The organism is Dorea chungnamensis (genome assembly GCF_039832125.1).
GTDB lineage: Bacteria > Bacillota > Clostridia > Lachnospirales > Lachnospiraceae > JAFBIX01.
Genome location: NZ_JBDOHT010000003.1, coordinates 61,351 through 83,493 on the forward strand (window position 1 = coordinate 61,351; position 22,143 = coordinate 83,493).

Genomic DNA, 22,143 nt, shown 5'->3' on the forward strand with positions numbered 1-22,143 from the left:
TATGAGTATTCTGAATGTGGAACATTTATCGCACGGTTTTGGTAATCGTGCGATTTTTGAAGATGTCTCTTTCCGGTTGTTAAAGGGAGAGCACATCGGTCTGGTTGGAGCAAATGGCGAGGGGAAATCTACCTTTATGAACATTATCACCGGGAAGCTTATGCCGGATGAAGGCAAGATTGAATGGGCGAAGAACGTGAAGGTCGGGTATCTGGATCAGCACGCAGTCCTTACAGAAGGCATGACCATAGGATCCGTTCTCAGAAGTGCCTTTGATTCTTTGTTCGATATGGAAGCGCGGATGAATGAGATCTGTGATAAGATGGGAGATGCAGATGAACAGCAGATGGAAGCCTATATGGAGGAACTGGGAGTCATTCAGGATCTGCTCACTAATCGGGACTTCTATCTGATAGATTCGAAAGTAGAAGAAGTTGCAAGAGCGCTGGGACTTCTGGAACTCGGACTGGAGCGGGATGTAACTGATCTTTCAGGCGGGCAGCGAACCAAAGTTCTTCTGGGCAAATTACTTCTTGAAAAGCCAGATATCTTATTGTTGGATGAGCCCACCAATTATCTGGATGTGGAACATATCACCTGGTTGAAGCGATATCTGCAGGACTATGAGAACGCATTTATTCTGATATCTCATGATATTCCTTTTTTGAACAGCGTCATTAATCTCATCTACCATATGGATAATCTGCAGCTTACACGTTATGTAGGAGATTATGATAAATTTCAGGAAGTCTACGCAATGAAGAAAGCACAGCTTGAGGCAGCCTATAACCGTCAGCAGAAAGAGATTGCGGAGCTTAAAGACTTTGTGGCAAGAAATAAGGCACGTGTCGCGACCAGAAATATGGCAATGTCCCGTCAGAAAAAGCTGGATAAGATGGACATCATTGAACTTGCAGCCGAGAAGCCGAAACCAGAATTCAACTTTAAGGTCGCAAGGACGCCGGGCAGATATATCTTCACAACCAAAGACCTGGTGATTGGATATGATGATCCCCTGTCTTCACCTCTGAATCTGGAGATGGAAAGAGGAAGTAAGATTGTATTGACCGGTACAAATGGAATCGGAAAGACCACGCTTCTTAAGAGTATTCTGGGACTGATCGATCCGCTTGAAGGTTCGGTAGAGCAGGGAGATTATCTGGAAATCGGATACTTCGAGCAGGAGATGCCGCCGGATATCGAGACTACTTGTCTGGAAGAGATCTGGAACGAATTCCCAGGATTCACCCAATACGAAGCACGTTCTGCCCTTGCAAAATGTGGTCTGACCACGAATCATATCGAAAGTAAAGTAAAGGTGCTTTCAGGAGGCGAACAGGCGAAGGTTCGGCTGTGTAGGCTGATCAACCGCCCGTCCAATATTCTGGTGTTGGATGAGCCGACGAATCATCTGGACGTAATGGCAAAAGATGAGCTGAAAAGAGCACTGATTGATTATAAAGGAAGTATTCTTATGGTGTGCCACGAACCAGAATTTTATGATGGAATTGCGACAGACGTATGGGATTGTACGAAATGGACCACGAGACTGGTATAAATATGTTCAAAACTTACGAGGAGGAAGAGAAGATGAAGTTAGGAACCATTGGATGTGGACTTATCGCAAATGCAATTCTTGGAGGAATTGTGAATAACAAATTGATTAATCCGGCTGAGATTCTGGTGTCGGATATCTATCTGCCAAGCCTTGAAAAGATCAAGGATACTTTGGGAGTTAATATTACACAGGATAATAAAGAAGCAGCAAAAGCAGATATTGTATTGATTGCAATTCATCCAAGATTCTGTCCGGATGTGTTCGATGAAATTGCCGAGACTGTCCAGGAAAATGGAACCATCGTATGGTCTGTGGCAGCAGGTGTTACACTGGATGAGATTCAGTCACACATCGGCGCTGATCAGAAGATTGTTCGTACTATGCCGAATACCTGTGCTACGGTTGGTGCAGCGGTAACCGCAGTAGCGCCGAACGATAACGTTACAGAAGAAGAGGTGGAAGAACTTACAAGATTGATCGGAGGATTCGGGGCAGCAGAACGGATGCCAGAGAGACTGCTGAATGGAATTATTCCGGTTACAGGTTCATCTCCGGCGATGATCTTTATGTTGATAGACGCAATGGCAAATGGAGCCGCAAGAGAAGGATTTCCATGGGATCAGGCAATCCGTCTGAGTGCACAGGCTGTAAAAGGAAGTGCGGAGATGGTCCTGAAGTCAGGAAAGCATCCGGCAGAGCTGCAGAATCAAGTATGTACCCCTGGAGGAATTACGATTGAGATGGTCAAGAAGTTGGAAGAATGCGGCTTCCGCAATGCAGTAATGGAGGCAATGGGAGCCTGCACAGAAAATCTGGATGATAGAAAAGGAGAATGAGAAATGAAGGTTGGAATATTAGGCGCAGGCGGTATTGCTCGCAAGATGGCACTTACATTGAACGGTATGGAAGGGGCTGATGCATATGCAGTTGCTTCCCGGAATCTGCAGAAGGCGCAAAGATTTGCAGAGGATGAGCATGTTGAGAAAGCCTATGGCTCTTATGAGGAGATGCTGGCTGATGAGAACGTAGATCTGGTTTATATCGCGACCCCACATTCTCATCATCTGGAACATGCAAAATTATGTATTACCTATGGAAAGCCGGTATTGTGTGAAAAAGCGTTTACTGCAAATGCGAAACAGGCAAAAGAGCTTCTTGATTATGCAAAAGAAAAGCACGTATTTATCACAGAGGCGATCTGGACCCGCTATATGCCGTCTCGAAAGATTATCACAGATATTCTGGAAGGTGGAGAACTTGGAGAACTACAAATGCTGAGTGCGAATCTGGGGTATGAACTGTCTGGAGTAGAACGTCTGATCAAGCCGGAACTTGCCGGCGGAGCACTGCTGGATGTGGGTGTATATCCAATCAATTTCGCCAGTATGTTCTTTGGAAATGATATCGAGAAAATCACTTCAACTTGTGTAAAAATAGATTCCGGCATGGATGCAGAAGATGCGATGATCTTCAGTTACAAAGATGGACGTATTGCAACATTGCACGCAGGAATGATGGCCGCAACAGAGCAGTACGGCATCATCTACGGCACCAAGGGCTATCTGATCGCATATAATATCAATAATATTGACAAGATCGAAGTGTTTACAAAGGACAGAACATTAGTCCGCACCATAGAAGTACCAAAGCAGATCACCGGATACGAGTATGAAGTCGAGGCCTGCAAGAGAGCGTTGGAAGCTGGACAATTGGAATGTGAAGAAATGCCACACAGCGAGACCGTGAAGATTATGGAACAGATGGATGCACTTCGAGAAGACTGGGGAGTACGGTATCCATTTGAGTAGAGAGGGCAATCAATGAATTATTATATTAGTGACCTGCATCTATTCTGCTGTAGTCAGATTGACAATGGCGGGAGAAATTACGATGGAAGGCCATATCAATCATTAGAGGAGATGCATATGGATTATGAACCAAGGAGTCTGAAGGAAATATTAGAGTGGGGCGAGTCTGAATAAAAATGCCATACTCTGTACTAAGTTACCAAAAGGTCAGAGACGGGAGGTAGAAAGATGGCATATGAAAAGCTGTTAAATGAGATATACGCAGCAGTTTCATTAAAGTATCTGTGGGCAGAATATAAGCCTGTCTTCATCAAAAGTGAATCTCCGGACTGGATCAATGAGACCATGGACTTTGGACTGGAAGTCAGTCAGGCACTCATGCCAGACGATGGAAAGACAGAATCCTTCATTGAACAATATCTGGGATGCCGGAAAGAAGAACTCCCAGAATCGGCAATCGAACGGTACGGAGATCGGCTGTACTTTTACAACGGAAGATTCTGGGCTGTGTTACCCGATCCGGAACTAGAGCAGGATTATCTGAAAAAAGCAGAGTATCGATTCGACAGGAAGTTGGAAAAACTAAATGCCAACTACAAGAACAAACGCTATAATGGATTGTATCTGTTCTTACATCCGACAGACGAGACAACGATTGATGCACAATCTCTATTCGAATACATGGAACAACGCCAGAAAAATGAAAAAGTACAATTCGACTGGGTATTCCTGAATTGCAGCAAAGTGATATATGTGTGCAATTATATCGCAGGTACATTGGAATCCATCGTACTGCCCGAGAATGCAGAGAATTTCCTGAATACAGAAGCAGAATATCTCAGGTATCTGAAGGAATGGGGCGAAGGAGTGGCGTTGGATGAAGCAGAGGAATAGATAACGCGATAGTTGAATTATAGTTGAAGGTAGAGAGATTGTAATGACCGGGGAGGGGATATTTATTGAATCATTATGAAATCGAAGTTAAACTGCCGGTTAATAATCTAGAAGAAATAAAAGAAAATGGTGGAACTGGGACTTTCTATGAAGGATACGGTGAGAACATCTTATCTGAGCATGTTGGCGGGAAGTCTTGATGAAGCTCTCGCTACGAGAGAAAATAAATGATTATAGGCAAATTGAAAAAGCAATAGGGAAATTGAGGTGACTCCAATGAATAAAATTAAGATTATAAAGAAAAATAATGATTATTCTTCGGAATACGACATTGGTGACATTTTTACTATCGAGGGTACCTGGTATGGCGGTGTTCATATCACAGGCAAAACCGGTGTTCCGGTCTCTCTTGACAAGGACGAATATGAGGAATTAGAGTCAGAACCGATTGCCTCAGAACCTGAAGAGGAACAGCCGGCAGAGGTAATGAACGGGGATATCCGTGTGGGTGATATCGTGCAGCATTTTAAGCGTGAGTGGGTATCTGCGGATACTTCGGAGTATCTGTATAAGGTGCTTGCGTTTGCGTCACATACAGAGACAGGCGAGAGACTAGTGATTTATCAGGCGTTGTATGCACCATTTAAGGTGTGTGCCAGACCGTATGCGATGTTCATGAGTGAAGTGGACAGACAGAAGTATCCAGATGTGAAGCAGAAGTATCGGTTTGAGAAGGTGGAAGATTAACGATGGATAAGAAGAGTGAGAAGATTGTGTGATGGTGAGAAAAGGAATCTGGAAGATTTGTTTGAACGTTTATCCCAGTCGAAGTTTCGCAGTGGGTTTCATCTAAAAGAAAAGGATAAGAAATATGTGCTTGATAAAGGCGGTGACAAGATTCGGGAGCATGCCAAGGACTTTGTCAGTCAGCGTCTGGCGCCAGCGGTGATTCCTAATGATGGTAAACAAACACCGATGAAAGGCCATCCGATTTTCATTGCGCAGCATGCTACGGCTTGCTGCTGCAGAGGCTGTCTGGAGAAATGGCATCATTTTCCCAGAGGAAAGGAACTTACCGAAGAGCAGCAGGATTATGTGGTAGATGTGCTGATGGAATGGGTCGGTCGTCAGATGGAGGGGTACGAAGTCTCTGAAATAGAGATGGAAGAAAAGTATGAACAGATGACACTGCCGTTTTTATAATTAGGAGGAAAAGAAAGATGTATAAGAACATTGAGAAGCAAGTAAAGTTAGCATTAAAGGATCAGGTAGAGTATTTGGAGGGGCAGGTTGTCAGCAAGACGCTTGTTCAGAACAATTCTGTCAGCATGACTTTATTTTCCTTTGACAAAGGGGAAGAGATTTCCACTCATTCTTCCGGTGGAGATGCAATGGTGACGGTGCTTGAAGGAAAAGGTCGCTTTACGGTGGCGGATGATGTGTTCTACCTTGAGGAGGGCGATACACTAATCATGCCAAAGGGAATCCCGCATGCGGTTTATGGAGAAGAACGATTTAAAATGCAATTAATCGTGTCATTTTAATTTGGGAATCTATCCTATTGATTGAACTAATGGGGCAGGCAATATGAAGTTAGAGTATACCGTGATCAGGAGCAATAGAAGAACGATAGGATTGGAAGTAAAACCAGATGGGCAGGTGATTGTCCGTGTACCCATAAGACTTCCTGATTCAGAAATTTGTAAGTTTGTGCATAAGCATGAAGAATGGATTCAGAAGCACCAGGAGATTGCCAGACAAAGATTAGAAGAACGACCGCCGGTTGAGAAGCTTACCATGCAAGAGATTCAGGAACTTGCGGATCAGGCAGTGAAAGTGATTCCACAGAGGGTGGCATATTATGCGCCAAAGATAGGTGTCGATTATGGGAGAATCACAATCCGTAATCAAAAGACCAAGTGGGGAAGCTGCAGCGCGAATGGGAATCTGAATTTCAACTGTCTTCTGATGCTGACGCCGTCGGAAGTCATTGATAGTGTTGTGGTTCATGAGCTTTGCCATCGAAAAGAGATGAATCATTCAGACAGATTCTATGCAGAGGTGCTTCGGGTATTCCCAGATTATTGGAAATGGAATAGGTGGCTGAAGGAGAATGGCGGTCAGCTGATGCAGAGATGCGTATGAAAATTGACAAGAAAATGTCAACACTTTAAAGTGTTGAAGTTTTGGGGCGGTGGTGTTATACTAGATACAGTCTCCAGAGGAGATGATCATCAAAGGAGTTTGACTATATGATTCATGTATTATTCATCTGCCATGGAAACATATGCCGTTCCCCGATGGCGGAGTTCGTCTTTCGTGACATGGTAGAGAAACGTGGCTTGGGTGACCAGTTTCATATCGCCTCTGCTGCTACAAGTTCAGAAGAGCTTGGCAATCCGGTTCACTATGGAACGGTGAATAAATTAAAACAATATGGAATCAGTACCTCAGGGAAATATTCCGTGAAGCTTCAGAAGAAGGATTATCAGAAGTATGACTATCTGATTGGGATGGAATACCGTAATATTCGTAACATAGACAGGATTATTGGTTCCGACCCGGAGCACAAGGTATGCAAGCTTCTGGACTTCTCAGAGAATCCAAGAGATATCGCAGACCCCTGGTATACCGGGAATTTTGACCGGACATACGATGACATTGTAGAAGGATGCGAAGGTTTCCTGAATGATCTGATTGGAAAAGGACTTGTGTCAGAGCAGATAAGGTGAAAACAGGAGGAGATAGAGAGATGTCAATGAGATTGAACCATGAATTACCGCTGCCGGATGTGTTGAAGGCTCAGTACCCGGTACCGGAAGAGGTAACGAAGATTAAGAAGATACGAGATGATGAGATCCGTAAGATATTTACCGGAGAATCTGATAAGTTTGTTGTACTGGTAGGACCTTGTTCTGCAGACAATGAAGAGTCGGTGTGTGAATATGTCAATCGTCTGAAAAAGGTTGCAGATAAAGTATCCGATAAATTAATGATTATTCCGAGAGTATATACGAATAAACCGCGTACCACGGGAGATGGGTACAAAGGAATGCTGCACCAGCCTGACCCGGAGAAGGAGCCGGATCTGTTGGCAGGTATCGTAGCAATCCGCAAGATGCATATCCGTGTTATGGAAGAGACGGGGCTTTCTTCTGCAGATGAGATGCTGTATCCAGAGAACAGAAGTTACTTGGATGATGTATTGTCTTATGAGGCAGTCGGTGCCCGTTCCGTTGAGAATCAGCAGCATCGTCTGACGGCCAGCGGTATGGATATTCCGGTGGGAATGAAGAATCCGACCAGTGGAGACCTGGCAGTGATGTTGAATTCCGTAACTGCAGCACAGCATCCACATCGTTTTATTTATCGCGGAAATGATGTGACCACCAGCGGAAATGAACTGGCGCACACGATTTTAAGAGGCGGCGTTGACAAATACGGCACAACCATCCCGAACTATCACTATGAAGACCTTGCACGTCTGGCAGATATGTATGCAAAGAAGGATTTGAAAAATCCGGCGGTCATCGTAGATGTGAACCATTCAAACTCAGGGAAGAAGTTCAAGGAGCAGATCCGGATTACCAGTGAAGTCCTTCACAGCAGAAATTATAATCCGGAACTTAAGAAACTGGTCAAGGGGATTATGATTGAGAGCTATCTGGTGGAAGGCAGACAGGATATCTGTGACAATCTGACTTATGGGCAATCTATCACAGATCCGTGCCTTGGATGGGAAGATACGGAACGATTGATCTACGATATCGCGGAGAAATGCTAATCACAGAGGATAGAGAAGTGAAGTTGGCATATAAGAATAGAAGATAAGATATGACGTGTATAATATGAAAAGATATGTCAGAAATCGATAGCAAATGTTGATTTCTGACATATCTTTTTATAGAAAAATAATACTTTGAATATCAAAGTACTTGACAAATACGCTTGCCAGATATATACTTTGAAAGTCAAAATAATTTAAAGTCAAAATAAATCAGAGGAATGCATATGACAGGAATAATATGTGGGACGGGGTCATACGCACCGTCGTATACAATGGATAACAACGATATTGCGAAGCTGGTGGAGACCAGTGATGAATGGATTCAGGAAAGAACGGGTGTGGTAAGAAGACACATCATTCAGGGAGAAACAACGGTTTCTATGGCCTGTGAAGCGGCGAAACGTGCGTTGGATAATGCAGAAGTAACGCCAGAAGAGATAGATCTGATTCTGGTATCGACCATCTCTTCGAATGTGATTCTTCCCTGTGTTGCATGTGAAGTGCAGAAGGAACTCGGGGCAATGAATGCCACCTGCTTTGACTTGAGTGCGGCGTGTACGGGGTTTGTGTTGGCTTATAATACCGCAGCAGCATATCTTGCCGGGGGAATATATAAGACGGCATTGATTATCGGAAGTGAGAGCCTTTCAAATCTGACCAATTGGAAGGACAGAGGAACCTGTATCTTATTTGGAGACGGTGCTGGAGCTGCAGTGTTGAAGGCAGAAGATCAGAAGTTTTATCTGCCAGTCACTCATTCCGATGGATTAAAGGGAGTGGCACTTACTTGTAAGAGCAGACATGACTGTAATGGTCTGACTTCAGAGATAGCTGCAGAGTCCCTGGTGGATGAAGCACATTTTATGCAAATGGATGGGCAGGCGGTCTTTAAGTTTGCGGTAAAAAAAGTACCGGAAGTCATTCGCGAAGCATTGAAAAGAAATGAGATGACTCAGAAAGAAATTGACTGGTATATCTTACATCAGGCGAACCGAAGGATTGTAGAAGCCGTGGCAAAGCGCCTGGAGGAACCAATCGAAAAGTTTCCGATGAATCTGCAGGAGTATGGCAATACTTCATCGGCAAGTATTCCGATTCTGTTGGATGAAATGAACCGTACCGGTAAGCTGAAGGCTGGACAGAAGATCATGATGGCAGGATTCGGTGCAGGACTTACCTGGGGATCGACGATCATTGAGTGGCATTCTTAGAAGAGGAATGGCATCATAGCGATGATAAAGCGGAGATAAACTGGCAAGTTCCAGTTTATATAGATATCATATTATAAGATGCAGAAAATGCCAGTGGCTACTTTTCTGCAAAGAACAAATCAAGAAAAGGAGATTAATTGTATGTTGGAAACAATCAAAAAATTAGTGGCAGAAAATCTGGGAGTAGACGAAGCTGATATTACAGAAGAGTCTTCATTTAAAGAAGATCTTGGAGCAGATTCTCTGGATCTGTTTGAATTGGTAATGGCTTTGGAGGATGAGTATGGAATTGAGATCCCAACAGAAGATCTGGAACAGATTGCAACTGTAGGGGATGTTATGGAATATATCAACGAACACAAAGAATAATAGAAGTGGGGTTTTAATATGCAGACAGAAGTAACCAGATTATTAGGAATCGAATATCCAATTATTCAGGGAGGTATGGCATGGGTCGCAGAATATCATCTGGCGGCAGCCGTATCGGAAGCAGGAGGACTTGGCTTAATTGGAGCTGCCAGTGCTCCGGCAGAATGGGTAAGAGAGCAGGTACAGGAAGCGAAGAAGTTAACGGATAAGCCTTTTGGCGTCAACATTATGCTTATGAGTCCTTATGCAGACGAAGTGGCACAGGTAATCGTAGAAGAGGGCGTTAAAGTTGTGACTACCGGAGCTGGTAATCCTGAGAAATATATGAAGATGTGGAAAGAGGCAGGAGTAAAGGTGATTCCTGTGGTTGCTTCTGTTGCGTTGGCAAAGCGTATGGAGCGTTGTGGTGCCGATGCGGTAGTGGCAGAAGGATGTGAGGCAGGAGGACATATCGGAGAGAATACGACTATGGTCCTGGTTCCGCAGATCGTGGATGCGGTAAATATTCCGGTCATTGCAGCTGGTGGTATCGCTGATGGAAGAGGAATCGCAGCAGCATTTATGCTGGGTGCGAAGGGAGTTCAGATGGGAACTCACTTTGTCGTGACAGATGAATCACAGGTTCACGAGAATTATAAAGAGAGGATTATCAAGGCGAAGGATATCGATTCCAGGGTAACTGGAAGAACCACAGGACATCCGGTCCGTGCCCTTCGCAACGACATGACGAAGAAGTATCTGGAATTGGAAAATAAAGGAGCAAGCTTTGAAGAACTGGAGCAGCTGACACTGGGCGGACTTCGAAGAGCTGTAGTAGATGGAGATGTGGAGAACGGAAGTGTCATGGCAGGACAGATTGCCGGTATGGTAAAAGAAAGAATGTCTTGTGAGGAATTGATTACTAAGTTGGTAAGCGAGACAGATGAAATGATAAAAGGAGCAGGTTTTTATGAGTAAGATTGCATTTATCTATCCAGGACAGGGTGCCCAGAAAGCTGGAATGGGTGCAGATTTTTATGAGAAGAGCGAGATTGCAAGAGAGATCTTTGATCAGGCAAGTGATGCGTTGAATCTGGATATGAAGGCACTTTGCTTTGAAGAAAATGAGAAGCTTGACATTACAGAATATACACAGGCAGCGCTGGTTACCACTTGCCTTGCGATGACCAGAGTTGTGGAAAAGAGAGGACTTACACCGGATTGCACCGCAGGCTTAAGCCTGGGAGAGTATTGTGCAATCGCTGTAGCAGGCGGGATGAAGGATCTGAATGCCATCCGCCTGGTGCGTAAGCGAGGAATCCTGATGCAGAATACTGTCCCTGCTGGGGTGGGAGCAATGTGTGCGGTCATGGCAATGGATGCAGAAGAGATTGAACGTGTCATTGAAGACATAGACGGAGTGACCATTGCCAATTATAACTGCCCGGGACAGATTGTAATTACAGGCAAGAAAGAAGCCGTTGAAGAAGCGGCAGAACGATTGAAAGAGGCAGGGGCGAAACGTACCGTCATGTTGAATGTCAGCGGTCCGTTTCATTCACCCCTTCTGGTTCCTGCAGGAGAAGAACTTGCAAAAGAACTGGAGCGCACAGAAGTGTATCCGCTGAAAGTGCCATATGTGACCAATGTGACTGCTTCCAGAGTAGAAGATATTACACTGACCAAAGCACTTTTGGCAGAGCAGGTAAGTTCTCCGGTACGCTGGATGCAGAGTATGGAGGCTATGATAGAAGATGGCGTCGATACATTTGTAGAGATTGGACCGGGAAGAACACTGGCAGGCTTTATGAAAAAGATTAACCGTAATGTGAAAGTTTACAATATCGCGTCCTGGGATGACGTTGAAAAAGTAGTAGGTGAATTATGTTAGAAAATGGATTGGAAAAGAAGGTTGCTGTTGTAACGGGCGCTTCCCGTGGAATTGGCAAGGCAATCGCAGAGAAGCTTGCATCTCTGGGAGCTATGGTCATCGTAAATTATAACGGTTCCAGAGAAAGGGCCGAAGAAGTGAAAGCCGAAATTGAGGCAGCACAGGGAAAGGCAGAAATCTGCCAGTGTGACGTGTCTGATTATGAGGCATGTGAGACATTTATCCAAAATGTGATCAAAGAATATGGTCATCTGGATATTCTGGTTAATAACGCAGGAATTACTCGTGATGGTCTCTTGATGAAGATGTCAGAAGAAGATTTTGATCAAGTGATAAATACGAATCTGAAAGGCGCATTTAACACCATTCGTTTTGCCAGCCGCCAGATGTTGAAGCAGAGAAGCGGACGAATTATCAATCTATCTTCGGTTGTCGGTGTGGCAGGAAATGCCGGTCAGGCAAATTATGCGGCATCTAAGGCCGGTGTGATCGGCCTTACAAAGGCAGCAGCAAAAGAGCTGGCATCTCGTGGAGTTACGGTCAATGCGATTGCTCCGGGATTTATTGAGACAGATATGACACAAGTATTGCCGGAAAAAGTGAAAGAAGCATCTGTTGCGCAGATTCCGTTAGGAAAGTTTGGAAAACCAGAACAGGTAGCGGCAGCAGCTGCATTTCTTGCATCAGAAGATGCGGCATATATCACCGGACAGGTGCTACACGTAGACGGTGGCATGGTAATGTAGCAGTCAACAGTTAGCTAGAATGTTGTGTTTCAGGATAGAAGGAGACAGTGAGTATGAAGAGAAGAGTTGTAGTGACTGGGCTTGGAGCTGTGACACCAATCGGAAATACGGTGGAAGAGTTCTGGACAGGTATCAAAGAAGGAAAAGTGGGAATTGGGGAGATTACCAAATTCGATACGACCGATTATAAAGTGAAACTGGCAGCAGAAGTCAAAGGATTTGTGGCAAAAGAGCGTATGGATTTCAAAGCTGCAAAGCGTATGGAATTATTCTCCCAGTATGCAGTCGCAGCCGCAAAGGAGGCTTATGAAGATTCCGGCCTGGAGATTGAGAAGGAAGACCCGTTTTGCGCGGGTGTGATCGTTGGCTCTGGTATCGGAAGCCTGCAGACGGTAGAGCGCGAGTATGAGAAGATATTGACTAAGGGACCGGGAAGAGTGAATCCTCTGATGGTGCCGTTGATGATATCCAACATGGCAGCCGGAAATATTTCTATTCAGTTAGGGTTCCGAGGAAAATGCACGAATGTCGTGACTGCATGTGCGTCTGGAACAAACTGTATCGGGGATGCATTCCGTGCCATTCAGTATGGGGATGCGGATGTGATGTTGGCAGGAGGAACAGAGAGTTGTATCTGCCCGACAGGAGTTGCTGGATTCACTAGCCTGACTGCATTATCAACCTCTCAGAATCCGATGCGCGCATCCATTCCATTTGACAAAGACAGAGATGGATTTGTCCTTGGTGAAGGTGCTGGCGTAGTCATGCTGGAAGAACTGGAACATGCGAAAGCAAGAGGTGCCAGGATCTATGCAGAGGTTGCCGGCTACGGTGCAACAGGAGATGCTTACCATATCACATCCCCTGCAGAAGACGGCAGCGGTGCGGCAAAAGCAATGATGCTGGCAATGGAAGAAGGCGGAATCGAACCGTCTCAGGTGGATTATATCAATGCACACGGAACCAGTACGCACCACAACGACCTGTTCGAGACCAGAGCCATCAAAGTGGCGTTGGGAGATGCGGCAAAGGACGTAGTCATCAACTCTACCAAATCTATGATTGGGCATCTGCTCGGTGCAGCCGGCGGTGCCGAATTTATCACCTGTGTCAAATCCATCCAGGATGGATTCATTCACCAGACTGTAGGCACGGAAGTTGCTGACGAAGAATGCGACCTGAATTACGCAATCGGCGCTCCAGTCGAAAAAGACGTGAATTACGTGTTGACCAACTCCCTAGGATTTGGCGGGCATAATGCAACCCTTCTGCTGAAAAAATATGAGGGGTAACAAAGCTGACGAAGAGAATCATAGCTTGTGAAGCATAACATAGTAGGTCGATAGAATCCAAATTGGCGAAAAGCCATAGGTGGAGGGAAGCATAATTGAAGAAGAAAAGCATAGAAAGAGATAGAAAGGGCCTGAGATTTATGGAATTGGAAAACCTTATTCAACTCATAGAAGCTGTATCTGCGTCCGAATTAACCGGATTAAAATACGAAGAAAACGGAATGAAACTGCATATGACTAAGAAAAAAGATCAGGTACAGGTCATATCCGCGCCAATGACGATTCCGGCAGCAACCATCAGTACGGGAGAAGCTGCAAACGTAACAACTACCATGATGGCAACCGATCCTGCAACCCTGGCAGCCACTATGACAGCAGTCGGTAATCCATCTGGTGTTTCCGAAGAAAACACTGGAAACACAACAGCTGCGACAGAGACAACACCACAAGGAAAAATTGTAGAATCCCCACTGGTAGGAACCTTCTATGCAGCACCGGCAGAAGACGCAGCACCATTCGTAGCTGTAGGAGACAGCGTCAAAAAAGGCCAGACATTGGCAATCATAGAAGCAATGAAATTAATGAACGAAATCGAAAGCGAATACGACGGAATCATAGAAGAAATCCTCGTCAAAAACGGCCAGCCAGTCGAATATGGCCAGCCAATTTTCAAAATTCGTTAATTTGGGTACAGGGCAAAAGTCAAATAGGTACACCACATTTTTTAATTAGGGACGTAGTATACTTCAATTTTACTACGTCCCCAGGAGGTAGTATGAAGCATTTGGATATTAATCAGATCAAGGAAATTATCCCGCATCGTCATCCGTTTTTATTATTGGATTATATTGAGGATTATGAGCCGGGGCAGTATGCGGTTGGTTATAAATGTGTATCTTACCGTGAGGAGTTTTTTGCGGGGCATTTTCCGCAGGAGCCGGTGATGCCGGGGGTTCTGACGGTGGAAGCATTGGCACAGGCTGGTGCGGTTGCAATCTTGAGTATGGAAGAGAACAAGGGCAAGATCGCGTATTTTGGCGGAATTAATAAGTGTAAGTTCAAAGGGAAGATTGTCCCTGGGGACAAGGTGCGTCTGGAGACGAGAATTATTAAGCAGAAGGGGCCCGTCGGTGTTGGTGAGGCGATTGCCAGTGTGGACGGCAAGATGGTTGTCAGTGCGGAACTGACATTTATGATTGGATAGTCGAGGTGGACAGCATGATCAAGAAAGTATTAATTGCTAACCGAGGTGAGATTGCAGTGCGCATTATCCGTGCCTGCAGAGAGATGGGAATCGAGACGGTGGCGGTGTATTCGGAGGCGGATAGAGAAGCCTTGCATACGAAACTGGCGGATGAGGCGGTCTGTATCGGGCCTGCTCCATCCAGCGAGAGTTATCTGAGCATGGATCGAATCTTAAGTGCTACGATCGTGACGGGGGCAGATGCCATCCACCCGGGCTTTGGTTTCTTATCAGAGAACAGCAAGTTCGCAGAATTGTGTGAACAGTGCAATATAACGTTTATCGGACCGGGTTCACAGGTCATCGCAAAACTTGGCAACAAGCAGGAAGCAAGAAATACCATGGTAGCAGCAGGTGTCCCAGTGATTCCGGGCAGTACAGAACCAATCTATGATGCCCAGACAGGAGCTCGAATCGCAGCTAAGATCGGCTATCCAGTCATCGTCAAAGCGGCTCTTGGCGGCGGTGGAAAAGGAATGCGAGTTGCGAATACACCGGAAGAATTCGAGCAGAGTTTCCAGACAGCACAGAAGGAAACGCAGATGGCCTTTGGCGATAACACCATGTATATCGAACATTTTGTACAGCATCCGAGGCATATTGAGTTCCAGATCCTGGCAGACAGTTATGGAAATGTGATTCATCTGGGTGAGCGTGACTGTTCGATTCAGCGTAATCATCAGAAGATGATCGAAGAATCACCATCCATAGCCCTGACCGAAGAATTACGGATCAGGATGGGAGAGGCGGCAGTAAAGGCGGCAAAAGCAGCTAATTATGTCAATGCGGGAACCATAGAATTCTTGCTGGAGAAGAATGGAAATTTTTACTTTATGGAAATGAATACACGAATTCAGGTAGAGCATCCGGTGACGGAATGGGTGACGGGAATTGATCTGATCAAAGAGCAGATCCGTATCGCGTCCGGCAAAAAATTATCTTATACACAGGATGAAGTCCACCTGAGCGGTCATGCGATTGAATGCCGAATTAATGCAGAGAATCCCGAGAAAGGATTTCGCCCTTCCCCAGGGACTATCACGGATATGTATCTGCCGGGAGGAAAGGGAATCCGTATTGATTCTGCTATATATAGCGGATACACCATTCCGCCGTATTATGATTCCATGGTAGCGAAGCTGATCGTATGGGCGAAGAATCGTAATGAAGCAATCCGCAAGATGCAGTGTGCATTAGGAGAAGTGATTATTGAAGGAATCGATACCAACGTGGATTATCAGTATGAGATATTGAATCATCCGGATTATCTTGCCGGCAATATAGATATTGAGTTTATCGAAAAGATGTAAAGGTGACGTTCTATGAAGTTAGATAACATGTTTAAGAAGACCAGATTACATTCAGGAAGGAAAAATTATATTGATCTGGGCGCATCAAGACCAGAAGTTCCAGAAGGACTTTTGCGTAAATGTAATAAATGTGGCGGAGCAATCATTACGGAAGATGTGAAAAACGGTTATTATATCTGTCCAAAATGTGGAGGATATTTCCGTGTACATGCATATCATAGGGTTGAAATGATTGCGGATGAGGGAACCTTTGAAGAATGGGATCAGGGACTTACCACTCGCAATCCGTTGAATTATAAAGGCTATGAAGAGAAGTTGGAAGGTCTGAAGGAAAAGACAGGGCTGGAAGAAGCTGTGGTTACAGGGAAAATAAGCATCAACGGAACAGAGACGGCTGTTGGTGTCTGTGATGGACGGTTTCTGATGGCCAGTATGGGTGAAGTTGTGGGCGAGAAGATTGCAAGAATGGTAGAGCGTGCCACCCAGGAGAAGCTACCGGTAATCTTATTCGCATGTTCTGGTGGTGCCAGAATGCAGGAAGGAATCGTATCCCTGATGCAGATGGCGAAGACTTCTGCAGCGTTAAAGCGTCACAGTGATGCCGGCCTTCTGTATATCAGTGTGCTGACGGATCCGACGACTGGTGGCGTGACCGCAAGTTTTGCGATGCTCGGAGATGTGATTCTGGCAGAGCCGAAAGCATTGATCGGATTTGCGGGTCCAAGAGTGATTGAACAGACAATTGGACAGAAGCTTCCGAAAGGATTTCAGCGTTCAGAATTTCTTCTGGAGCATGGATTTATTGATGCCATTGTGGAACGTCCACAGTTGAAGGAAACTTTGTCTCAGATTCTGAAGCTGCATGAAAAAGAGGATGCATCGAATCCTGAGAAGATGAAGTCGAATCTGGCAGAGAACAAATCGCAGGATATGAATGAAATTGGCAAAATGAAGACAGATGAGGATCTTCCGCTTCATAATCATCTGGCGGGAGCATGGGATCGTGTCTTACTCTCCCGAATGAATGATCGCCCGGTAGGAAGCGACTATATTCAGGCATTATTTACAGACTTTGTTGAATTTCACGGGGATCGTTATTATGGGGATGATAAGGCAATCATCGGTGGTGTGGCAAGATTCCATGGCATCCCGGTTACCGTGATTGCGCAGGCGAAAGGAACCAATACGAAGGAAAATATCGAGCGAAACTTCGGGATGCCTTCACCAGAAGGATATCGCAAAGCATTGAGACTGATGAAACAGGCTGAAAAGTTCCAACGTCCAGTTATCTGCTTTGTGGATACCCCGGGAGCTTTCTGTGGACTGGAGGCAGAAGAGCGGGGACAGGGAGAGGCTATTGCAAGAAATCTCTATGAAATGTCCAGCTTAAAGGTTCCAGTCTTGTCTATGATTATTGGAGAAGGTGGAAGCGGTGGCGCGTTAGCTATGGCTGTGGCAGATGAAGTATGGATGTTAGAGAATTCTATTTATTCTATTCTGTCGCCGGAAGGATTTGCAAGTATTCTGTGGAAAGACAGTACGAAAGCAAAAGAAGCGGCTGAGGTCATGCGCCTGACGGCAGAAGATCTGTATCACATGGGAATTGTAGAAAAGGTATTCCCAGAACCGCCACATTTTACCGTGCAGAATTTGAAGCAGATGACACAGATGTTAGCAAGAGAAATGGAACGATTCTTGCGAGATTACGGGGATTTGACTCAGGAAGAGTTATCTGCACATCGGTATAACAGATTTCGTAAGATGTAGGAGAATGCATATGAATATCAATTCATTGAGATTGGGACAAAAAGAAGTAAAAGTTCCGATTATACAAGGCGGCATGGGTGTAGGTATCAGTCTGGGAGGCCTTGCAGGAGCGGTTGCAAAGGCGGGCGGCATAGGAATCATCTCTGCCGCCCAGATTGGCTTTCAGGAACCAGATTTTGATACCAATACAAAGGCAGCGAATCTAAGAGCCATTAGAAAAGAATATCAGAAAGCAAGAGAGATTGCGTCGGAAGGAATCATAGGATTCAATATAATGGTGGCAATGCAGGACTATGAAGATTATGTCAGAGAAGCTATCGATGCGGGGGCAGACTTGATTGTCTCCGGGGCAGGTCTTCCAACGGATCTTCCGAAGATTGCAGATGGCACGGATGTGAAACTGGCACCTATCGTATCCACAGATAAGTCTGCGAAAGTGATATTGAAGTACTGGGATAAGAAATATCATCGTATGCCGGATCTTCTGGTAATTGAAGGACCGAAAGCCGGTGGTCATCTTGGGTTTACGAAAGATCAGCTGGAGGAATATCAGTCAGAGGCATATGATCAGGAGATACGGACAATTCTTGACACAGTTCGGTCATATGAAGCGAAGTATTCCCGCAAGATACCAGTCGCGTTAGCAGGAGGAATTGCAGACCGCAGGCAGGCAGAACATGCATTTTCACTTGGAGTAGATGCAATCCAGGTGGCGACCAGGTTTGTGACAACGGAAGAATGTGATGCAGATATCCGTTATAAAGAAGCATATCTAAAGGCAAAAGAAGAGGATATTGTGATTGTAAAAAGTCCGGTAGGAATGCCGGGACGTGCAATCCGAAATCCATTTATGGAAAAGGTCATGGCAGGTGAGCAGATTCCTCACAGTCCTTGTCACCATTGCCTTCACAGGTGTAGACCGAATGAGATTCCATACTGTATCACGGACGCATTGATTCATGCGGCCAAGGGAGAAGTAGAAGATGCGCTGTTATTCTGTGGTGCTTATGCATATCGGGCGGATTGTCTGGAAACGGTGCAAGAAGTTATTGATTCCCTGCTGCCGGAAATAGTATAATACATGATAAGGGATATAAGTCCCGAGTTGGAAAGAATAGCCGAGCGAAGGGGTAGCGGGTAATGGAAGATGCATATATGACAATTAATCATGTTCTGGTCAAGCTGATCAACGAGATCTGGGAATTGGAAGAAAAGGCCATTATAACCGATGAGTTCAAAGATCTTACGAATAATGATATGCATGTGATTGAGGCAATTGGACTGGGAGAAGGAAAAAATATGTCTTCCATTGCCAGACAGTTGAATATTACCGTGGGTTCTCTTACGACAGCGATGAATAGTCTTGTAAACAAGAAATATGTTGAGCGTCACAGAAGCGAAGAAGACCGCAGAGTCGTATTTGTGAAGCTGACGTCTAAGGGAATAAAAGCATACCATCATCATGAGGACTATCACCGACAGATGACTCAGGCAATTTTGGACAAATTAGATAAGAAGGAATTGCCGGTACTGATGAAGACTCTGGATGCATTGTCGGATTTCTTTGCCGGATACAGTGAGAAGAAGGAGCCATAATTTATGATAAAAGGTGTAATCTTTGATATGGATGGTCTGATGTTTGACACAGAGCGACTGTCCTTTCGATTCTGGAAACAGGCAGGAGAGAAGATTGGGTATGAGATTCCCGAAGAGATGGTGGAAGGATTTCGCGGAAGAAATCGTGCATCGATCGGGAAGGAGATTCTGGATATCTATGGTCCGGAATTTGACTTTGATCTTTTTGAAAAATATAAGACACAGGCGCAAATTCAATATATGGAAGAAAATGGAGTCCCGATAAAACCGGGACTTTTGGTGCTTTTGGAATATTTGAAAGAGAAGCAGATTAAGATGGCGGTAGCGACATCTACCAACCAGGAACTGGCAGATTGGATGCTGGAGATGGCACAGGTATCTGCTTATTTTGATACATTTGTTTACGGAAACAGAGTCGAAAGGAGCAAACCGAATCCAGATATTTTCTTGAAAGCGGCAGAAGAACTGCATCTTCCTATGGAAGAATGCCTGGTTCTGGAGGATAGTATTGCCGGGGTGGAGGCTGGAAAGAGAGCGGGTGGATATATCATCCACATTCCGGATATTATCGTTGTACCTGAAGAAGTGAAGGTAGGAATTACTGCTGAGATGGAGAGTCTGGAGGAAGTGATCTCTTGGATAGAACATGCAAACCAGTCAGTATAGGAGGAAGCGCAATGTATGAAGAGGAAGTAAGGAAACTGCAGGACATTATTGATGACAGCCAGAATATTGTATTTTTTGGCGGAGCGGGAGTATCTACAGAAAGTAATATTCCGGATTTTCGAAGTGCGGATGGATTGTATCAGCAACAATATAAATATTCGCCGGAACAGATCGTCAGCCATAGCTTTTTTGTGCGAAATACGGAAGCATTCTATGAATTCTACAAAAGTAAGATGATGTTCCTGGATGCGAAACCGAATCCGGCACACAAGAAGCTGGCGGAATTGGAAGCGGCGGGAAAGTTATCGGCGGTGATCACGCAGAATATTGACGGGCTTCATCAGGCGGCGGGAAGCAAGAATGTACTGGAACTTCATGGAAGTATCCATCGCAATTACTGTCAGCGGTGTCATCAGTTTTATGATGCGGCTTATGTAAAGAATGCAGAAGGGATTCCGAAGTGTTCTTGTGGCGGTGTGATCAAGCCAGATGTGGTATTGTACGAAGAAGGATTGGATTCTTCCATTATTGAAAAGAGCATTCATGCGATCAGTATGGCGGATACACTGATCATTGGCGGAACTTCACTGGTGGTATATCCGGCTGCCGGATTCATCGATTATTTTCGCGGAAAACATCTGGTCGTGATTAATAAGAGTGCTACAGCCAGAGAGGTTGGAGCAGAGCTTACGATTGCTGCTCCTATCGGTCAGATTATGGATCAGATTGTCTGCTAGGAGGATGAGCATGGTGTTATACGGGAAGGAAACGAAGAAGGCGTGTGAGAATTTTGCATTGGGGACAGAGCGAACCCGCCTTCCGTTAATCTATGCAATGCTGGATGTCAAAAAAGCTGCGGCCATGTCTCACAAGGAACTGGGACTGATGGAAGGATGGAAAGCAGATGCCATCATGGCGGCATGCGACAATCTGAAGCAGGAAAAGTATCAGGAAAATTTCTGCATTCATCCACTTCAGGGTGGTGCAGGAACTTCTACGAATATGAATGTGTGTGAGACGGTGGCAGGCTGTGCGCTGGTATCTCTGGGAAAGGATGCCACAGATTATGATGTGATTCATCCACTGGATGATGTGAATAAAGGACAATCTACCAATGATGTCTATCCAACCGCTCTTCGTATTGCAGCAATCCGGCTGGTGCGTAAGTTAAGCGATGAGGTCAGCCGACTGCAGGAGAGCCTGCAGAAGAAGGAACTGGAATACAAAGATATTCTGAAACTGGGACGGACGGAGCTTATGGATGCCCTGCCGCTTACCATGGGAGAAGAATTCGGCGCATATGCCCAGGCCATTGGAAGAGATCGCTGGCGCATCTATAAAGTCGAAGAGAGACTTCGACAGGTCAATCTCGGTGGAACGGCCATCGGACTTGGGGATAACGCGAATCGGAAATATATGTATCTGGTGATAGAACATCTACGTGAAATGACGGGAATCGGGCTTGCGAAAGCAGAATATCCTGTAGATCTGACCCAGAATAACGATGTCTTTGTGGAAGTCTCGGGCTTACTGAAGGCACTTGCTGTGAACCTTATGAAGATTGCCGGAGATCTGCGCTGGATGAATTCTGGTCCTAAGGGAGGTCTGGGAGAGTTGATTCTGGAAGAAGTGCAGGCAGGAAGTACTATCATGCCGGGCAAAGTGAATCCAGTCATCCCAGAAATGGTGACCCAGGTAGCCATGAAGGTCATGGCAAATGATCAGGCGATTGCATATGCCGCTGCAAACGGCAACTTTGAGCTGAATGCATTTCTGCCATTGATCGCAGATAGCCTGTTGGAAAGTCTGGAACTTTTGATTCGAGCATCGGAGATCTTCCGCAAGAAATGTATTGATACGCTGCGGGTCAATAAAGAAGGGTGTAGAAAGCATCTGGAAGGATCGCTGGCAGATGTGACGCATATGTCTGTGAAAATCGGATACGATCAGGCGGCGGAGATTGCAAAGTCCCAGGAATTCCATGAGAATGCAGAGAGATAAGTACAGGAATGGAAAAGGTTCCATA

At 45.3% G+C, this 22,143-nt stretch carries 27 protein-coding genes; all 27 read left to right on the plus strand.

The genetic code is table 11. The annotated features are described in order from the left end of the window. The first annotated feature begins 1 nt into the window (after position 1). The 27 genes from ABE613_RS03490 (at position 2) to ABE613_RS03620 (ending at position 22,118) form a co-directional block, all read left to right on the plus strand. Positions 2 to 1,558, plus strand: a complete 1,557-nt coding sequence (locus ABE613_RS03490) for an ABC-F family ATP-binding cassette domain-containing protein (RefSeq protein ID WP_347375710.1) — start codon at positions 2 to 4, stop codon at positions 1,556 to 1,558. A gap of 32 nt (positions 1,559 to 1,590) precedes the next feature. Further along, positions 1,591 to 2,394 carry a pyrroline-5-carboxylate reductase gene (gene proC / locus ABE613_RS03495; protein WP_235232304.1) on the plus strand — a complete coding sequence of 268 codons (804 nt, stop codon included), beginning with the start codon at positions 1,591 to 1,593 and terminating at the stop codon, positions 2,392 to 2,394. 3 nt (positions 2,395 to 2,397) lie between these two features. Then, positions 2,398 to 3,366: a Gfo/Idh/MocA family protein gene (locus ABE613_RS03500; RefSeq protein ID WP_347375711.1), complete on the plus strand. Its 969-nt coding sequence runs from the start codon at positions 2,398 to 2,400 to the stop codon at positions 3,364 to 3,366. 12 nt (positions 3,367 to 3,378) lie between these two features. After that, on the plus strand, positions 3,379 to 3,540 hold the full coding sequence (locus ABE613_RS03505; protein WP_235232302.1) for a hypothetical protein: 162 nt from the start codon (positions 3,379 to 3,381) through the stop codon (positions 3,538 to 3,540). A gap of 54 nt (positions 3,541 to 3,594) precedes the next feature. After that, on the plus strand, positions 3,595 to 4,260 hold the full coding sequence (locus ABE613_RS03510) for a hypothetical protein (protein ID WP_347375712.1): 666 nt from the start codon (positions 3,595 to 3,597) through the stop codon (positions 4,258 to 4,260). Positions 4,261 to 4,325: 65 nt separating this feature from the next. Further along, the gene (locus tag ABE613_RS03515) at positions 4,326 to 4,460 is read left to right on the plus strand and encodes a hypothetical protein (RefSeq protein ID WP_268826442.1); all 135 of its coding nucleotides are present in this window, start codon (positions 4,326 to 4,328) and stop codon (positions 4,458 to 4,460) included. Between the two features lie 76 nt (positions 4,461 to 4,536). Next, positions 4,537 to 5,007 (plus strand): DUF1653 domain-containing protein, encoded by a 471-nt coding sequence (locus ABE613_RS03520; RefSeq protein WP_235232300.1) that lies wholly within the window; start codon positions 4,537 to 4,539, stop codon positions 5,005 to 5,007. A 15-nt stretch (positions 5,008 to 5,022) separates the two neighbouring features. Then, complete coding sequence (locus tag ABE613_RS03525; RefSeq protein WP_235232299.1) at positions 5,023 to 5,463, plus strand: DUF4186 domain-containing protein; 441 nt, start codon at positions 5,023 to 5,025, stop codon at positions 5,461 to 5,463. Positions 5,464 to 5,480: 17 nt separating this feature from the next. Continuing rightward, complete coding sequence (locus tag ABE613_RS03530) at positions 5,481 to 5,804, plus strand: cupin domain-containing protein (RefSeq protein WP_235232298.1); 324 nt, start codon at positions 5,481 to 5,483, stop codon at positions 5,802 to 5,804. A 43-nt stretch (positions 5,805 to 5,847) separates the two neighbouring features. Next, on the plus strand, positions 5,848 to 6,405 hold the full coding sequence (locus tag ABE613_RS03535; RefSeq protein WP_347375713.1) for a M48 family metallopeptidase: 558 nt from the start codon (positions 5,848 to 5,850) through the stop codon (positions 6,403 to 6,405). A gap of 107 nt (positions 6,406 to 6,512) precedes the next feature. After that, positions 6,513 to 6,992, plus strand: coding sequence for a low molecular weight protein-tyrosine-phosphatase (locus ABE613_RS03540; RefSeq protein ID WP_235232296.1), 480 nt, complete (start codon positions 6,513 to 6,515; stop codon positions 6,990 to 6,992). A gap of 20 nt (positions 6,993 to 7,012) precedes the next feature. Further along, positions 7,013 to 8,044: a 3-deoxy-7-phosphoheptulonate synthase gene (locus ABE613_RS03545; protein ID WP_235232295.1), complete on the plus strand. Its 1,032-nt coding sequence runs from the start codon at positions 7,013 to 7,015 to the stop codon at positions 8,042 to 8,044. Between the two features lie 227 nt (positions 8,045 to 8,271). Next, the gene (locus tag ABE613_RS03550; RefSeq protein ID WP_235232294.1) at positions 8,272 to 9,258 is read left to right on the plus strand and encodes a beta-ketoacyl-ACP synthase III; all 987 of its coding nucleotides are present in this window, start codon (positions 8,272 to 8,274) and stop codon (positions 9,256 to 9,258) included. A gap of 141 nt (positions 9,259 to 9,399) precedes the next feature. Further along, entirely contained in the window at positions 9,400 to 9,627 is a 228-nt protein-coding gene (gene acpP, locus ABE613_RS03555) for an acyl carrier protein (RefSeq protein WP_268826441.1), read from the plus strand. A gap of 18 nt (positions 9,628 to 9,645) precedes the next feature. Then, positions 9,646 to 10,584, plus strand: a complete 939-nt coding sequence (gene fabK / locus ABE613_RS03560) for an enoyl-[acyl-carrier-protein] reductase FabK (RefSeq protein ID WP_347375714.1) — start codon at positions 9,646 to 9,648, stop codon at positions 10,582 to 10,584. Beyond that, positions 10,577 to 11,497: an ACP S-malonyltransferase gene (fabD, locus tag ABE613_RS03565; RefSeq protein ID WP_235232292.1), complete on the plus strand. Its 921-nt coding sequence runs from the start codon at positions 10,577 to 10,579 to the stop codon at positions 11,495 to 11,497. Before fabK ends, fabD begins: the two co-directional genes overlap by 8 nt. Next, entirely contained in the window at positions 11,491 to 12,243 is a 753-nt protein-coding gene (gene fabG, locus ABE613_RS03570) for a 3-oxoacyl-[acyl-carrier-protein] reductase (RefSeq protein WP_235232291.1), read from the plus strand. The genes fabD and fabG overlap by 7 nt, the downstream gene beginning before the upstream one ends. 53 nt (positions 12,244 to 12,296) lie before the next feature. Beyond that, on the plus strand, positions 12,297 to 13,535 hold the full coding sequence (fabF, locus tag ABE613_RS03575) for a beta-ketoacyl-ACP synthase II (protein WP_347375715.1): 1,239 nt from the start codon (positions 12,297 to 12,299) through the stop codon (positions 13,533 to 13,535). A gap of 140 nt (positions 13,536 to 13,675) precedes the next feature. After that, a complete protein-coding gene (gene accB / locus ABE613_RS03580; RefSeq protein ID WP_347375804.1) occupies positions 13,676 to 14,218 on the plus strand; it encodes an acetyl-CoA carboxylase biotin carboxyl carrier protein in 543 nt (180 codons plus the stop codon). Positions 14,219 to 14,310: 92 nt separating this feature from the next. Next, positions 14,311 to 14,739, plus strand: a complete 429-nt coding sequence (gene fabZ / locus ABE613_RS03585; RefSeq protein ID WP_235232289.1) for a 3-hydroxyacyl-ACP dehydratase FabZ — start codon at positions 14,311 to 14,313, stop codon at positions 14,737 to 14,739. 14 nt (positions 14,740 to 14,753) lie between these two features. Beyond that, positions 14,754 to 16,088, plus strand: a complete 1,335-nt coding sequence (locus ABE613_RS03590) for an acetyl-CoA carboxylase biotin carboxylase subunit (RefSeq protein WP_347375716.1) — start codon at positions 14,754 to 14,756, stop codon at positions 16,086 to 16,088. A 12-nt stretch (positions 16,089 to 16,100) separates the two neighbouring features. After that, positions 16,101 to 17,855, plus strand: coding sequence for an acetyl-CoA carboxylase carboxyltransferase subunit alpha (locus tag ABE613_RS03595; protein WP_235232287.1), 1,755 nt, complete (start codon positions 16,101 to 16,103; stop codon positions 17,853 to 17,855). Positions 17,856 to 17,859: 4 nt separating this feature from the next. After that, complete coding sequence (locus tag ABE613_RS03600; RefSeq protein WP_420370567.1) at positions 17,860 to 18,933, plus strand: NAD(P)H-dependent flavin oxidoreductase; 1,074 nt, start codon at positions 17,860 to 17,862, stop codon at positions 18,931 to 18,933. A gap of 62 nt (positions 18,934 to 18,995) precedes the next feature. Then, the gene (locus ABE613_RS03605) at positions 18,996 to 19,451 is read left to right on the plus strand and encodes a MarR family winged helix-turn-helix transcriptional regulator (protein ID WP_235232285.1); all 456 of its coding nucleotides are present in this window, start codon (positions 18,996 to 18,998) and stop codon (positions 19,449 to 19,451) included. Positions 19,452 to 19,454: 3 nt separating this feature from the next. After that, positions 19,455 to 20,117 carry an HAD family hydrolase gene (locus ABE613_RS03610; protein ID WP_347375717.1) on the plus strand — a complete coding sequence of 221 codons (663 nt, stop codon included), beginning with the start codon at positions 19,455 to 19,457 and terminating at the stop codon, positions 20,115 to 20,117. Positions 20,118 to 20,128: 11 nt separating this feature from the next. Beyond that, positions 20,129 to 20,854 (plus strand): NAD-dependent protein deacylase, encoded by a 726-nt coding sequence (locus ABE613_RS03615; protein WP_347375718.1) that lies wholly within the window; start codon positions 20,129 to 20,131, stop codon positions 20,852 to 20,854. 10 nt (positions 20,855 to 20,864) lie between these two features. After that, positions 20,865 to 22,118: an aspartate ammonia-lyase gene (locus ABE613_RS03620; RefSeq protein ID WP_347375719.1), complete on the plus strand. Its 1,254-nt coding sequence runs from the start codon at positions 20,865 to 20,867 to the stop codon at positions 22,116 to 22,118. The last annotated feature ends 25 nt before the right edge of the window (positions 22,119 to 22,143 follow it).

Coding starts and splice junctions, on each gene's coding strand:
- ABE613_RS03490 (WP_347375710.1), top strand. CDS start 2: ATGAGTATTCTGAATGTGGAACATTTATCGCACGGTTTTGGTAATCGT.
- proC (WP_235232304.1), top strand. CDS start 1,591: ATGAAGTTAGGAACCATTGGATGTGGACTTATCGCAAATGCAATTCTT.
- ABE613_RS03500 (WP_347375711.1), top strand. CDS start 2,398: ATGAAGGTTGGAATATTAGGCGCAGGCGGTATTGCTCGCAAGATGGCA.
- ABE613_RS03505 (WP_235232302.1), top strand. CDS start 3,379: ATGAATTATTATATTAGTGACCTGCATCTATTCTGCTGTAGTCAGATT.
- ABE613_RS03510 (WP_347375712.1), top strand. CDS start 3,595: ATGGCATATGAAAAGCTGTTAAATGAGATATACGCAGCAGTTTCATTA.
- ABE613_RS03520 (WP_235232300.1), top strand. CDS start 4,537: ATGAATAAAATTAAGATTATAAAGAAAAATAATGATTATTCTTCGGAA.
- ABE613_RS03530 (WP_235232298.1), top strand. CDS start 5,481: ATGTATAAGAACATTGAGAAGCAAGTAAAGTTAGCATTAAAGGATCAG.
- ABE613_RS03535 (WP_347375713.1), top strand. CDS start 5,848: ATGAAGTTAGAGTATACCGTGATCAGGAGCAATAGAAGAACGATAGGA.
- ABE613_RS03540 (WP_235232296.1), top strand. CDS start 6,513: ATGATTCATGTATTATTCATCTGCCATGGAAACATATGCCGTTCCCCG.
- ABE613_RS03545 (WP_235232295.1), top strand. CDS start 7,013: ATGTCAATGAGATTGAACCATGAATTACCGCTGCCGGATGTGTTGAAG.
- ABE613_RS03550 (WP_235232294.1), top strand. CDS start 8,272: ATGACAGGAATAATATGTGGGACGGGGTCATACGCACCGTCGTATACA.
- acpP (WP_268826441.1), top strand. CDS start 9,400: ATGTTGGAAACAATCAAAAAATTAGTGGCAGAAAATCTGGGAGTAGAC.
- fabK (WP_347375714.1), top strand. CDS start 9,646: ATGCAGACAGAAGTAACCAGATTATTAGGAATCGAATATCCAATTATT.
- fabD (WP_235232292.1), top strand. CDS start 10,577: ATGAGTAAGATTGCATTTATCTATCCAGGACAGGGTGCCCAGAAAGCT.
- fabG (WP_235232291.1), top strand. CDS start 11,491: ATGTTAGAAAATGGATTGGAAAAGAAGGTTGCTGTTGTAACGGGCGCT.
- fabF (WP_347375715.1), top strand. CDS start 12,297: ATGAAGAGAAGAGTTGTAGTGACTGGGCTTGGAGCTGTGACACCAATC.
- accB (WP_347375804.1), top strand. CDS start 13,676: ATGGAATTGGAAAACCTTATTCAACTCATAGAAGCTGTATCTGCGTCC.
- fabZ (WP_235232289.1), top strand. CDS start 14,311: ATGAAGCATTTGGATATTAATCAGATCAAGGAAATTATCCCGCATCGT.
- ABE613_RS03590 (WP_347375716.1), top strand. CDS start 14,754: ATGATCAAGAAAGTATTAATTGCTAACCGAGGTGAGATTGCAGTGCGC.
- ABE613_RS03595 (WP_235232287.1), top strand. CDS start 16,101: ATGAAGTTAGATAACATGTTTAAGAAGACCAGATTACATTCAGGAAGG.
- ABE613_RS03600 (WP_420370567.1), top strand. CDS start 17,860: ATGCATATGAATATCAATTCATTGAGATTGGGACAAAAAGAAGTAAAA.
- ABE613_RS03605 (WP_235232285.1), top strand. CDS start 18,996: ATGGAAGATGCATATATGACAATTAATCATGTTCTGGTCAAGCTGATC.
- ABE613_RS03610 (WP_347375717.1), top strand. CDS start 19,455: ATGATAAAAGGTGTAATCTTTGATATGGATGGTCTGATGTTTGACACA.
- ABE613_RS03615 (WP_347375718.1), top strand. CDS start 20,129: ATGTATGAAGAGGAAGTAAGGAAACTGCAGGACATTATTGATGACAGC.
- ABE613_RS03620 (WP_347375719.1), top strand. CDS start 20,865: ATGGTGTTATACGGGAAGGAAACGAAGAAGGCGTGTGAGAATTTTGCA.